This window comes from Thalassolituus hydrocarboniclasticus (assembly GCF_025345565.1).
Lineage (GTDB): Bacteria > Pseudomonadota > Gammaproteobacteria > Pseudomonadales > Oceanobacteraceae > Venatoribacter > Venatoribacter hydrocarboniclasticus.
The window spans coordinates 1,492,237-1,506,184 of sequence record NZ_CP054475.1 but is presented as its reverse complement, the minus strand read 5'-3'; the positions used below and the strand labels follow the sequence as shown (position 1 = coordinate 1,506,184).

Here is a 13,948-nt window from a genome sequence, read left to right as displayed (position 1 = left end):
TTACTTAGCTTGTTTTTTCAGGGTCAGACGCTGGCGCCGTTCAAAATCCATAATCTGCTGGCGGTCATGTTCCATGGTTTGCGGTGTTAACGCACTGCGGGCACCGTCGTACACATCGGCACGTAATTTGCGCGCTACGACCAAAGCCATTTCTGACATGGCTTCATAAGCTTCCAGCGGTTTTTTCGCCCCCGGCAGACTCATAAAGAAACTCAGGCCACGGAAATGCTGCTGCGCCATCGCCGCCGGAACAAAAATGCCGGGCTCATAACTTTGTGCCACCGAGAACTGAATACAGCCTTCGCCGTCAGCCTGCTCAAAGCGGTGGAAAATATCTTTTTCGCCAAAACGCAGATCGCAACTGTTAAACAGAAACAGAACATCTTTACCGGAAAATCCGGCCGGATCACGGGCAATAGCATGAATTTCCAGCACCAGCTCCGGAATACCACGGCTGGCCAGGGATTCGGCATTGGCACCGGCAAAATTGACCGGCTGCAGCGGCAGCTCCGATGGCAGTTTTTCGACTTCCTGTTCAAGATGCGGATCGACAATATGCTCAGGATCTTCAAGCTCCGGCAGATTGTCTTCCTGCATGTCAGAGGCTTCAGCAACCACCGGATCAGCGCTCACTTCCGCTTCATCGGGCTGCGGGTTATTAGCTGCAGGCTCACTTGCCGCAGATGCTACATCCGCACTGTCATCTTCGATCTGCGGTTTGATATCGTCATCACCCAGCTCTTCGACATCCAGCAGCACCGGAAACTGCTCATCCAGATTGACCGGACGGGCTTTGGGAATCAGCGGTGATGGCGGTATTTCCAGGTCTTCAACCCGGTGCCCGGCACGGGCCTGTGCCGCTTCAGCCTGAATTTCTTCGCTGTGCAGTAAAGGCTCGGGTTGAGGCTCAGGGTGGGTGATGGCGTCCACCTCCTGACTGACACTGACTGGCTGTACGGCAGGCTCGGGCTGTAGCGCAGGCGCAGTGACTTCTGCAGTCGCCGCTTCTGCATCGGATTCAGGCTCAGCGCTTTTGACCACGGGCCTGGTAACCACTGCAGATTTAACCACCCGTGATGGCCCTAATTCGTCTTCCCAGGGAATCACCGGCTCTTCTTCGGTCGAAAAATTGCCTTCAAGCTCGGTAAATACCGGCTCCTGTGCCGGCTGGCGCGGGCGTTCCTGCTCTGCGGCACGCTGCTGTGCACGACGGAAGCCAAGCAAGGCATCGCTTTCATCGTCCACTGAAGATTTTGCTGTCTCAGCCGGGGCTTTATGAACCACCCGTGCGCCACCAGGCAATTCCGGGTTGTGACCGTCGTCCGGAAAGCGGAAGTCATGGCTGACATCCAGACGCAGAGCTTCCGCACGCGCACGGCGCATACGGCGGAAACCATCAATTAATATTGCTACCATCACTAATAATCCGATCAGGATCAGGACGGTTCGCCAACTCCATTCCATAGTTGCCTCAGACTTTCATTCACTGTTTTGCCGCTCCGGAAAAGCGCTCGATGGGACATCAGAACGGCAGGGTTTATCCGGGTTCAAAGTGTTACACAACGATTCACGCGAAAACAGACCCCGGACGGCGCTTTTGGCCTCTTTTTTGCGCTCAGCGATTCCGCATTTCTGACTTTCTGCCATCAACCAGCCGAACGGCTGAAGGCGATACTCCCCCAGCCACGACAGCCTCAGGCGTCGATCATTTCCGCAGCCTCTTCCACATCCACCGACACCAGACGGGAAACCCCCGGTTCGTGCATGGTCACACCCATCAACTGAGACGCCATCTCCATGGCAATTTTATTGTGGGTGATATAAATAAACTGCACTTTCTCCGACATGGCTTTTACCAGCCGTGCATAGCGACCAACGTTGGCATCGTCCAGCGGCGCATCCACCTCATCCAGCATACAGAACGGCGCCGGATTGAGCTGAAAGATAGAGAACACCAGTGCAATCGCGGTGAGGGCTTTTTCACCACCGGACAGCAGATGAATGGTGCTGTTTTTCTTACCCGGCGGGCGCGCCATAATGGCGACCCCGGTGGTCAGCAGATCTTCGTCGGTCAGCTCCAGACAGGCGTGGCCGCCACCAAAGACTTTCGGGAACAGCTCAGCCAGACCGGCATTCATTTTGTCGAAGGTTTCCTGGAAGCGGGTGCGGGTTTCACGGTCGATTTTCTGAATCGCGCCTTCAAGCGTGTTCAGCGCTTTTTCCAGATCTTCGTTCTGCGCATCCAGATAGACTTTACGCTCGGACTGAATACGGTATTCATCAATCGCGGCAAGGTTAATGGCCCCCAGACGCTGGATACGTTCAGCGATACGCGCCAGTTCTTCCTGCCAGCTGTTGGCATCCGCCTCTTCCGGCATATTGTCGAGTACGTCTTTTAACGTGAGCTTTTCTTCCTGCAGGTTTTCCACCAGCGCCTGACGACGGATATCCAGCGCCTGACATTCCATGCGCACTTTTTCCAGTTCGTTACGCACATCCAGCGCTTTCTTTTCAGCATCGGCGCGGGCCTGTTCCAGCTCACGCAGGCGGGCATCCACCGCTTCCAGTGCATGGCGCGCAGCCGACATAATCTGCTCGGCGTTCAGACGACGCTCCAGCAGTTCTTCCATTTCCGCTTTCAGTTCGTCGAGATCGGCGCTGTGATCGCGGTTCTGGTTATCCAGAATCTGTTGCTTACGTTCACGCAGGCGCTGCATCTGTGCGGCCAGTCGTTCAATCGCCTGCTGCAGGCCCTGCTCACGGCTCTTCAGGGTCTGCACTTTCAGCTGCAGCTGATGGGATTTGTCCTGATGCTGACGCGACTCCATGCGCGCCCGCTCCAGCAGTTGCTGCACGCGGTTACGCTCGGCCTGCAGACGTTCACGCTCATCACTGTCGTCGTCGATGGCGCTCATCGCTTCCTGCCAGCTCAGGCGCAGTTCTTCCAGCGCTTCGCGCTCCAGCGCCTGTAATTCACGCGCTTCTGCAATGTCCTGATTGAGTTTATCGGTGCGCAGGGCAAACTGCTCGGCACGCGCCTGTTTGCCGGACAGCTGGGATTTCAGGGTGATCAGTTTCTGGCTGACCTGCTGCTGTTCGCGCTGAGCGGTTTCACGCTGCTGCTCCAGTGAGCGCAGCTTGAGCTGGTCAGCATCCAGATCGGCATCCCACTCTTCGACCTGAATATCCAGTTCTTCAATCTGGTCTTCCAGAACCTCAAGTTCCTGCTGGCGCGCCAGTACGCCGCCCTCACCGTCAGCGGCGCGGGCAACCCGCAGCCAGTTCGGGCCAAGCCAGATACCGTCGGCGGTGATAATGGATTCATGGGCGGCCAGATTACCGCGCGCGGCCAGCGCCGAGGCCAGATCATCGGCCACTTTAATACCGGCCAGCAGGCCGCTGACATCCTGACGGCTCTGCACTTTGGCGGCCAGCGTACCAGCAGCGCCCGTGTTAACCGCAGTAGCACCCTGCCCCTGTTGCCATAAACTGAGGTGTCCTTCTTTAAAACTGCCGAGCCAGTGCTGTGCCGGATCAAGCTGATCAATCATTACCGCCTGCAGGTAATCGCCCAATACGGTTTCAACCGCCCGCTCCCAGCCGCTTTCGACCTGCAGCTGTTCAGCAAGACGCGGTTTGCGCGCCAGCTGATGGCTTTCCAGCCAGTGGCTGACGGCTTCAGAGCCCTGCCCTAAGGCGGCTTTCTGCAAGGCATCGAGGGTGGCTTTGCGGTTCAGCATCTGCTGTAACTGCACCTTGCCTTCATCCAGCTGACGGCGTTGTTGCTCCAGCTGTTCACGTCCGGCGGTTACCTGCTCCTGCAGGCTGTCGAGGCGTTCCTGCTGGCTTTCTGCGGCCAGTTCCTGCTCGCTAACTTCTTCGGCCAGCAGCTGGATTTCTTCCAGCTCCGGGTTGTCTTTCAGTTGCTGCAGTTCGTCTTCCAGACGACGAATCTGCTGGTCGAGACGGGTAAGCTGCTGCTCGCTGTTCTGAATGCGGGTCTGCGCCACTTCGGCCTGACGGGTCGGCTCACTGGCACGCTGGGTAAAGCTGTCCCAGGCGTCCTGCCAGCGGCTCTGGGCTTCTTCGGCCTCCAGCAGCATGGCGGCGGCTTCTTCTTCACCGGCCAGCAGCATTTCCAGCTCCGGTTCCAGCAGCATCAGTTCTTCACCGACGGCTTCGCGCGCCAGCTGGTCTTCTTCCAGCGATTTTTCGGTTTCAAGGATGGCCTTTTCGGCTTCGGCCATATCCTGATCAAGCTGCAGCGCCATCTGCGCCTGATGCTCGAGCTTCTGCTCATGGCGGGCAATGTGAGCACCTACTTCGTAGAATTTGCTCTGCGCGCTGTTGAACAGATCACCTTTTTCCTGGTGTTCCAGACGCAGGCCTTCGATTTCGGCATCGGCGGCACGCTGTTCGGCCATATGGGCTTCAAACTGGGTCTGGTGCTCGGCGATTCTCAGCTCGCGCACGCGGTAATCAGCATCCAGTGCCTGCCACTTCAAAGCCTGCAGCTGTGCCTTTTTCTCGCGTTCCTGGGTTTTTAATTCTTTGTATTTTTCTGCCGCCTGCGCCTGACGCTGCAGATGGGATAACTGGCGCTCCAGTTCCTGACGGATATCCTGCAGACGCTCAAGGTTTTCATGGGTGCGGCGCATGCGGTTTTCAGTTTCGCGGCGGCGCTCTTTGTATTTGGAAATACCGGCGGCTTCTTCGACGTACACCCGCAGCTCTTCCGGTTTGGCTTCGATCAGACGCGAGATCATACCCTGTTCGATAATGGCGTAAGAGCGCGGGCCCAGACCGGTGCCGAGGAAAATATCGGTAATGTCTTTACGGCGGCATTTGCTGCCGTTGAGGAAATAGGTTGATTGCCCGTCGCGGGTTACCTGACGACGCAGACTGACTTCGGCATAACCGGCGTACTCACCACGCAGGGTACCGTCGCTGTTATCGAATATCAGATCAACACTGGCTTTGCTGACCGGTTTACGCTCGGACGAACCGTTAAAAATAACGTCGGTCATGGCATCGCCACGCAGGTATTTGGCTGAGCTTTCGCCCATTACCCAGCGCACCGCATCGATGGTGTTGGATTTACCGCAACCATTAGGACCAACGATGCCGGTCATATTGGTGCTGAAAGGCACAGTGGTTGGGTCGACAAAGGATTTAAAGCCCGCCAGTTTGATGGCTTTCAAGCGCATGTTCAGGCCTCCTCAGCCATCGCTGCCAGTACCAGCTCGCGCTGGTGCTGGCCATAGTTCTGTAATAATCCCGGCAGGGCCGGCAGATTGCGTTTCACCACCGCCTCCATTAATTCGGCAAAAAAGCGTGCAGCGTACTCCGTTTCCTGCGGCGAGCGGCGGATGGCCAGCGCATAAGTGCGATGCAGTGCCGGTTGCAAGTCTTCCAGCACTTCTGCCAGATACTGATTACCTGCGATAGCAAATGCCATACGCATCAGGGCAAAACCGGATTCAACAAAGGCGACTTTATCGTCACTCTGACGCAGTGCCTGGATGGCGCTTACCTGTACCATCAGCGGCCGGATATTATCATCGCTCCAGTTTTCTGCGACCCGCTGCGCCAGCATGGTCAGCAGATTGATGTACAGGTCGTACAGACTTTTAACTCCCTGCGCGGTGAGGGTAGCGACCACGGCTCCGCGACGGGGAAGAATATCAATCAGATGGCGACGTTCGAGTATCAGCAGGGCTTCGCGCACGGAGCCGCGGCTCACTTCCAGCTCACTGACCACCCGGGTCTCCTGAATACGCTCACCGGATACCAGCTGCCCCTGAATAATGCGCTGTGCCAGATAGCGGGCAATCTGTTCGGCAAGGCTCTCAGGCGCTGAAAAACTCATTAAAGGTCCGTTCCATTCTGATAAAAAAAACCGCCGCCGATAGTAGCACAGAATGCGGCATAATCAGGCTATAGCATCCGCTTCAGAGCGGCTTGGCGCGCAGCCCGGCGGCCGTCTTACCGAAATTCACGCCGTCCGTCAGAAAATGACGCAACTGCCTGAATAACACAGGCCATACGCCTTTCTGACCGCAAATGACCAGAGAAGAAAACGGACTTCTTCGAAACATTGTCCGACAATCCTACAAACAATAACAACAAAATCCATGAGGAGATGTCGATGTCAGAGCAAGCATCATCGTCACGCATGCTGACGTTTAAAAAATACGCCTATCTGCTGGTCGTGGTTCCGCCATTGCTGCTGCCGCTGTCGCAATGGCTGTGGCAAAACATCGGCTACGCCAATCTGCTCGCCTTCTTTCCGCTGCTGTTTGTTTACGGCATTGTCCCCATCCTTGACCACATTATTGGCCAGGACCCGGTGAACCCGGATGAAACACGGGAAGTGCCGAAACTATCGGAAGAGCGTTTTTACCGCCTGCTGACGCTGCTGTGCCTGCCGATGCAGCTGGCGGTTCTGTTTTATGCCGGACACGTTTTTGTAAGCGCAGAGCTGAACTGGGCCGGACAACTCGGCTGGTTACTTTCGCTCGGCACCGTGGGCGCCATTGTCGCCATTAATGTCGGCCATGAACTGATTCATAAAGACCCCAGACTTGAGCAATGGGCCGGTGGTCTGTTACTGGCCTGCGTTTCTTATGGTGGTTTTAAGGTTGAGCACGTACGCGGCCATCATGTGCATGTTTCAACACCGGCCGATGCTTCTTCTTCACGCTACGGTCAGAGCCTGTATCAGTTTTTGCCCCATGCTTATCTGCACAACTTTCTCAATGCCTGGAAACTGGAAGCCAAACGTCTGCGTCATAAAGGCCACTCGCCGTTCAGCTGGCGTAATGAACTGACCTGGTGGTATGGCTTCAGCCTTTTACTGGCAGCGGTATGCGGTGCGCTATGGGGCTGGATGGGAGTGTTTTTCTTTGTTGCCCAGAGCTTCTTTGCCTTCAGCCTGCTGGAAGTGATCAACTACGTTGAACACTACGGCCTGCACCGCCGCAAGCTGGACAATGGCCGTTACGAGCGTCCGGATATCGAACATTCCTGGAACAGCAACTACCTGTTAACCAATCTGTTCCTGTTCCAGCTGCAGCGTCATTCCGATCACCACGCGTATCCGAAGCGTCGCTATCAGGTACTGCGCCATCACGATGTCAGCCCGCAACTGCCCAGTGGTTACGCCACCATGGTGGTGCTGGCCCTGATTCCGCCACTGTGGTTTAAGGTGATGAATCCGCGCGTTGAACGCTATTACAAAGGCGAGGAACACCAGCTGCAAAGCAGCTGACAAAAAGCCGCTGGGCCAGACACCGGCTCAGTACAGCGCCAGACCCGCCGTGGCAACAATGATCAGCAGCATCAGCAGCAGTTGCCACGGTTTTACTTTCTCACCGAACAACCACACGCCCCAGCACGCCGCACCGATAATGCCGACGCCACGCTTAACGGTTTCAACAATGCCCGGATGAATCTCCGTTACTGCCAGCCACTGGCCGCTGACCGCCAACACAAACACCAGTAAAGCCAGCGCCATTAATCCCCACGGACCGGAATAACGCGGCACAGACAAAGGATCACGGCGGCGTAATGAATCAACGCTATAGGCCAGCAATAACACCAGACACATACCGGCACTCTGAATCAGGCCGTGAAAAAAGACCGTGGCCGATGTCAGTGCCATCTTGTCAAAGACAATGCCCGTGCCCCAGCACAGAGCGACGACCAGCATCAACCCCAAACCCGCACCGGCTTCTTTTGGCCTGAGCAATAAATTCCAACCGGAATGCAGCAGAAAAATCGCCAGCACAATGCTCAGCATCGCCAGTAACTGCACCCCGCTTAGCCGCTCCCCCAGCAAACCCGCGCTGAGCACTGCGGCCACAACCGGTGTAAACGACAGCACCGGCACCAGCAAGGCAATACGGCCGACACTGAGTGCTTTGATATAGCAGACACTGGCCAATGCTGATACCAACAGCGACACCAACCCCGGAAGCCAGTAACCCGCCTCCGGCAGTGACGCCCCCTGAGACAACCACAACAACAGATACAGCGGAGTAACGCCGGCACTGAGCCAGATAGCCAGAGTCAGCGGCTGTGCATGAGCCGTCAGTTTTTTGCGCGCCAGATCGAACAGCGACCAGGCCAGCGCAGATAACAACATAAACGACATAGCAGTCCCGGTGATGATAAATAAAACCATCTTACGTGTTCACCGGACCGACGTCAGCGTCCTGCTGAAAATGAATCAGGACGATGCACCCTGTTTTTTTATTGCGCAAAAAAGGGGCAATAAAAAAAGATAACAACCCGGCCAGACGCTGAAAACCCGGATAATTCCCTGCGCACAGCGAAAAAGTAAAACTGGCACGTCTTCTGCTGAACCTATTGCATTCCACATCAACGGCGATATGGAACACAACCTGAATTTCCGGATAACGGCGTCCACTCCGCTTGCATACTGCAGGCGGATGGGACGCCGTTTTTTATTTCCGGGAAGCTGTTGAGCAATTTCTTAAACGTTAATGAGGTAATGCCATGTCTTATCTGATGCCTGCCGAGTTTGCCACCAAAATGGTAGATGCCGGTGAAGCAAAAATTTATATGTCGACCCGCGATACTCTGGTACGCGCTTTTATGGCCGGTGCCATTCTCGCTCTGGCGGCGGTTTTTGCCGTCAGCGTTGCCGTGGCAACCGGTTCACATCTGATTGGTTCCATTCTGTTTCCCGTTGGTTTCTGCATGCTTTATCTGATGGGCTTTGATCTGCTCACCGGTGTATTTATGCTGACGCCGCTGGCCTGGCTGGATCGTCGCCCCGGTGTTACCTGGGGACAGATTCTGCGTAACTGGGGACTGGTTTTTCTCGGTAATTTCGGTGGCGCTTTAACCGTTGCTTTCCTGATGTCATTTATTTTCACCTACGGCTACAACACCGATGGCGGCGCTATTGCGGAAAAAGTGGCTCATATCGGTGAAGCCCGTACCCTGGGTTACGCTCAATACGGTGCAGCCGGCTGGTTTACCATTTTTATCCGCGGCATGCTGTGTAACTGGATGGTTTCTATGGGTGTTGTCGGCGCCATGATTTCCACCAATGTCAGCGGTAAAGTGATCGCCATGTGGATGCCGATTATGCTGTTCTTTTTTATGGGTTTTGAACATTCCGTCGTTAATATGTTTCTGTTTCCGTTCGGCCTGATTATGGGCGGTGAATTTTCGGTAATGGATTATTTTATCTGGAATGAAATCCCGACCGCATTGGGTAATCTGGTGGGTGGTCTGGCCTTTACCGGCTTAACCCTGTACGCCACCCACGTCCGTACTGCAAAAAAACGTGCGCTGATGTCAGCACAGACTCAGGCTCAGCCACAGATGTAAGCAGCGAATGCAATAAAACCCCGGACGATATTTCCGGGGTTTTATTGCAGATTACCCATGGCAACCCAATGACTTCTTCTCTTAATATCCGTCTTGGTCAGTATTCAACGGCCGGATGCAAAGCCGTTAATCAGGATTTTCACGGCGCCTGTCTTGCCGATAATCTGCAGAAAGAGCGCAAAGGTATTGCCATTGCTCTGGCCGATGGCATCAGCAGCAGCAATGTCAGCCAAATTGCCAGCGCCGCTGCCGTTAAAAGTTTTCTTGACGATTATTACTGCACCCCTGATGTATGGAGTGTGCGTAAATCGGCGCAGCGGGTTATTCAGGCCAGTAATTCCTGGCTTTACAGTCAGACGCGGCGCAGTCAGTACGCCTGGGAACGGGATAAAGGTTATATCTGTACTTTTTCGGCGCTGATTCTGAAATCCACCCAGGCGCATATTTTTCATTGCGGTGACTGCCGCGTTTATCATCTGCAGGGACACTCGCTGGAGCAATTAACCCAGGATCACCGGGTACAGATTTCTGCCGACCAAAGCTATTTAGCCCGCGCGCTGGGCATGGACCAGCAGCTGGATATTGATTACCACAACATGCCACTGACTGCCGGCGATGTTTTTATTCTCGCCACCGATGGCCTGTATGAGTTTGTCAGCCACGGACAAATCACAGCAGCCATTGCACAGGCGCTGGAAATTAACAGCGAAAACAGTCTCGAACTCTGTGCACAGCAACTGGCGGAGCTGGCTCTGAGTCAGGGCAGCGACGACAATATCAGCATTCAGCTGGTTTATATTACCTCACTGCCCGATACCAACATTAATGAATGGCAGCAGCAATTACAGCAGCTGACGTTACCACCGGCACTGGATGAAGGTACGGAATTCGATGGTTTTACCCTGTTGCGCCGTTTGCATATCAGCGGCCGCAGTCATGTGTATCTGGCCCGCGATCAGCACAGTGGCGAAAACGTCGTTTTAAAATTTCCGGCTTCAGATATTCAGGCCGACAAAGCCGGCCTTGAACGTTTTCTGCTGGAAGACTGGATTGCCCGGCGCATTCACAGCTCCGCTGTTTTACGTGCGGCCGCAACTAACCGACAAAAACAGTATTTGTACAACGCCACGGAATGGGTTGAAGGCCAGACACTGCGCCAGTGGATGCTGGATAACCCGCAACCCGGTTTAACCAAAGTACGGGACATCGTCACCCAGATAGCAAAAGGCTTAAGAGCGTTTCACCGGCTGGAAATGCTGCATCAGGATTTAAAGCCCGACAATATTATGATTGATGCTGACGGCTGCATAAAAATCATCGATTTTGGCGCCGTGCAGGTCGCAGGTCTGGCAGAAACGCATCAGTCTCCGGCGGAAAATCCTTTCCCGGGCACCGTGCAATATATGGCGCCGGAGTATTTCTGCGACGGTCATACCGGCACGCATTCGGATCTTTTTTCTCTCGCCGTCATCACCTATCAGATGCTCAGCGGTGGCGAACTGCCTTACGGTTTAAACGTCGCGAAAGCGCGGACGGTGCATGCGCAGCGACGCCTGCAATACCGTCCGCTGGCCATATCTGGCCGTAACATACCGCCGTGGATCGACACCGCTCTGGAAAAAGCATTGCAGCCTCTGCCACATAAGCGCAGTGCGGAGTTATCAGAATTTATTTTTAATCTTAATCAGCCCGCTGAGGATTATTTGCGTCAACAGAAGCCGCCGTTAATGGAACGCGATCCTCTGCTGTTCTGGCAATCAACCACCGTCATACTGCTGCTGACGGTGGTCTGGCTGAGCTGGAAGCTGTTGCGCTAATACGGCGCTAATACAGCACTAGCACGGCGCTAAAACACAGCACTGGCAAGGCAATACCGCAGCAATAACGCCGGCCTGTTTCAGCTCTGCCAGCGCTCAGGGGCATAGGAAAATACCGGTAACGACCAGCGCCAGCGAATGGCCGCCAAACGCATCGCCAAACCAACCGAAAAAGCCGCCAGCATGGTGACGCTTTCGTTCACACCAAAATGCAGCAAGGTTAAATACAGCAGCGCGACCAGCAACGACACACTGGCGTATAACTCGTGGCACAACACCTGTGGGGTCTGATTACAGAGAATATCGCGCAGAATACCGCCAAAAATACCGGTAATAATGCCCGCCATAACCACCACCGGCAGACTGTAATCCAGCTTCAGCGCAACATTGCAGCCGATAATGGTAAAGGCCACTAAGCCCATGGCATCAAGAATTAAAAACAAACGCTGTAAACGATGCATAAAACGCGCAACCACCATGGTCAGCAAACCGGCGGATACCGTGAGATAAATATAAGGGGGATGCTGAGTCCAGGTCACCGGGAAATTACCCAGCAGGACATCACGCACAGTGCCGCCACCCAGCGCCGTTAAAAAGGCGATTAAGGCAACACCAAACATATCCATATTACGACGACCGGCGGCGAGCGCCCCGGACATGGCTTCAGCAGTAATAGCAATTAAATAGACAGTGGTCAGCACACAGAACTCCTGCGTAACCTGTGCCCCTCCCCCTGTCCTGTGTACCTGAGAGTTTAACCGTGCGGAATGGTCCGCCGGCTTGCTCCTTCGGTGGACTGCATCGGGTGCAGCCTCTCTCCAGATGGCCTGTCAATGAACCCGCAGTCCGGTAGCCTGAGCGTTTATGGGAGTTTGCGCCTTCGGCGGGTGTACGGCTGAATGCCAGCTTAGTGACAAACAAAACACCACTCTCCTGCGGGGTCGCCATTGTAGACAATCGGGCCACAGAACACCAGATGCTGAACAAATGATCAGTTTTATATCCCCGCCAGCCTGAATCGCAGACACAAAAAAACCGGCCGAAGCCGGTTTTTTATGTAACTACCTGACCGTAGTCAGGTGCCGTGTGCGCTGGTAAGACAAGGCGAAAGTGGTTGAGGAAACGGAGTGTAGTTACCTACATGAGGCAGATTTTTGCTCCTGCAAAATCTGCATTTCCGCCATCCATGGCGGTCATATTCCGAAACCCTGCAGATACAAAAAAACCGGCCGAAGCCGGTTTTTTTGTATCTGGAAAGCAATGCTTTCTGGGCGTTGCGAGCGACGGTCAGCCGCGGCGGAAGTTTCTGAGAAAGCGCAATGTAGATGTCCTACCTGAGGCAGATTTTTGCTCCTGCAAAATCTGCATTTCCGCCATCCATGGCGGTCACATTCCGAAACCCTGCAGGCATAAAAAAACCGGCCGAAGCCGGTTTTTTATGTAACTACCTGACCGTAGTCAGGTGCCGTGTGCGCTGGTAAGACAAGGCGAAAGTGGTTGAGGAAACGGAGTGTAGTTACCTACATGAGTATTCCGAAACCACTTTCAACGCAGTATTACCAAGCACACAAGCCGGGAAGTTACATACGTTCCCAAACGGTCGCGATACCCTGACCCAGACCAATACACATGGTCGACACACCGTACTTACCACCTTCCTGCTCAAGCACGTTGATCAGAGTGGTAGAAATACGCGCACCGGAACAACCCAGTGGGTGACCCAGAGCGATGGCACCGCCATGAATATTTACACGGCTGTCAGCGATTTCGGTCAGTTTCAGGTCCTTGATGCAAGGCAGAGACTGAGCACCGAAAGCTTCGTTCAGCTCCCAGTAATCGATATCGGTAACGTCCAGACCAGCGCGCTTCAGTGCTTTCTTGGTCGCAGGAACCGGGCCGTAACCCATGATCGCTGCATCAACACCGGCAACCGCCATACCAATGATACGGGCACGTGGCTTGAGGCCCAGTTCCATTGCTTTCTCGTAGCTCATCAGCAGCATGGCTGATGCACCATCGGTGATCTGAGAAGAAGTACCGGCAGTTACGGTACCGCTCTTAGGATCGAAAGCAGGACGCAGGTTACCCAGGCTTTCAACAGTGGTTTCCGGACGGATAGTTTCGTCTTCGGTTACCAGAATCTGTTTGCCTTCAGCATCGTGGCCGTACATCGGAACGATTTCGTTCTTGAACTTGCCTTCCAGAGTCGCTTTGTGAGCCAGACGGTGAGAACGCGCAGCGAACTCATCCTGCTGCTGACGGGTAATACCGTGCATTTTGCCCAGCATTTCCGCAGTCAGACCCATCATGTTGGATGCTTTAGCGAAGTGCTTGGAAGACTCAGGGTTGTGGTCGAAACCGTGCTGCATGTTCACGTGACCCATGTGTTCAACACCACCAACAACGAATACATCGCCGTTACCGGTCTGAATAGCCTGAGCCGCAGTGTGGATAGCAGACATTGCAGAACCACACAGACGGTTAACAGTCTGAGCGCCCGCTTCTTTAGGCACAACAGTCAGCAGACCGATCTGACGTGCAACGTTGAAGCCCTGTTCCAGAGTCTGGTTTACACAGCCCCAGATAACGTCTTCAACCAGAGCAGGGTTAACGCCCGGGTTACGTTCGAACAATGCGTTGATCAGATTTGCAGAAATGGTTTCCGCACGTACGTTGCGGAATACGCCACCTTTGGAACGACCCATAGGTGAGCGCACTGCATCAACAACAACAACGTCTTTTGGATTGTAAGACATGGTTTAAATCTC

General features: G+C 54.3%; 9 protein-coding genes and 2 riboswitches. Of the genes, 3 read left to right on the top strand and 6 right to left on the bottom strand.

Annotated elements, in window-relative coordinates; all coding sequences use genetic code 11:
• The 3 genes from HUF19_RS06625 to HUF19_RS06615 form a co-directional block, all read right to left on the bottom strand.
• The gene (locus tag HUF19_RS06625) at positions 1-1,464 is read right to left on the bottom strand and encodes a cell division protein ZipA C-terminal FtsZ-binding domain-containing protein (RefSeq protein ID WP_260999039.1); all 1,464 of its coding nucleotides are present in this window, start codon (positions 1,462-1,464) and stop codon (positions 1-3) included.
• Between the two features lie 230 nt (positions 1,465-1,694).
• Positions 1,695-5,207: a chromosome segregation protein SMC gene (gene smc, locus HUF19_RS06620; RefSeq protein ID WP_260999038.1), complete on the bottom strand. Its 3,513-nt coding sequence runs from the start codon at positions 5,205-5,207 to the stop codon at positions 1,695-1,697.
• Positions 5,208-5,209: 2 nt separating this feature from the next.
• Positions 5,210-5,869, bottom strand: coding sequence for a GntR family transcriptional regulator (locus tag HUF19_RS06615; protein ID WP_260999037.1), 660 nt, complete (start codon positions 5,867-5,869; stop codon positions 5,210-5,212).
• 279 nt (positions 5,870-6,148) lie between these two features.
• On the opposite strand from HUF19_RS06615, the gene HUF19_RS06610 reads away from it, so the two are divergent.
• A complete protein-coding gene (locus tag HUF19_RS06610) occupies positions 6,149-7,270 on the top strand; it encodes an alkane 1-monooxygenase (protein ID WP_260999036.1) in 1,122 nt (373 codons plus the stop codon).
• Positions 7,271-7,297: 27 nt separating this feature from the next.
• Here the strand turns inward: HUF19_RS06610 and HUF19_RS06605 are convergent, their stop codons facing one another.
• A complete protein-coding gene (locus HUF19_RS06605) occupies positions 7,298-8,155 on the bottom strand; it encodes a DMT family transporter (protein ID WP_260999035.1) in 858 nt (285 codons plus the stop codon).
• A gap of 365 nt (positions 8,156-8,520) precedes the next feature.
• Here HUF19_RS06605 and HUF19_RS06600 point away from each other — a divergent pair, with 365 nt between their 5' ends.
• Together HUF19_RS06600 and HUF19_RS06595 are read left to right on the top strand one after the other, a co-directional pair.
• A complete protein-coding gene (locus HUF19_RS06600; protein ID WP_225691748.1) occupies positions 8,521-9,363 on the top strand; it encodes a formate/nitrite transporter family protein in 843 nt (280 codons plus the stop codon).
• Positions 9,364-9,431: 68 nt separating this feature from the next.
• The gene (locus tag HUF19_RS06595; RefSeq protein WP_260999034.1) at positions 9,432-11,180 is read left to right on the top strand and encodes a bifunctional protein-serine/threonine kinase/phosphatase; all 1,749 of its coding nucleotides are present in this window, start codon (positions 9,432-9,434) and stop codon (positions 11,178-11,180) included.
• Between the two features lie 80 nt (positions 11,181-11,260).
• Here the strand turns inward: HUF19_RS06595 and HUF19_RS06590 are convergent, their stop codons facing one another.
• Together HUF19_RS06590 and fadA are read right to left on the bottom strand one after the other, a co-directional pair.
• The gene (locus HUF19_RS06590; RefSeq protein WP_260977877.1) at positions 11,261-11,881 is read right to left on the bottom strand and encodes a trimeric intracellular cation channel family protein; all 621 of its coding nucleotides are present in this window, start codon (positions 11,879-11,881) and stop codon (positions 11,261-11,263) included.
• 22 nt (positions 11,882-11,903) lie between these two features.
• A riboswitch (glycine riboswitch) is annotated at positions 11,904-12,012 on the bottom strand.
• Positions 12,013-12,126, bottom strand: a riboswitch (glycine riboswitch).
• A gap of 634 nt (positions 12,127-12,760) precedes the next feature.
• Entirely contained in the window at positions 12,761-13,936 is a 1,176-nt protein-coding gene (fadA, locus tag HUF19_RS06585) for an acetyl-CoA C-acyltransferase FadA (protein ID WP_145469464.1), read from the bottom strand.
• Positions 13,937-13,948 lie beyond the last annotated feature (12 nt).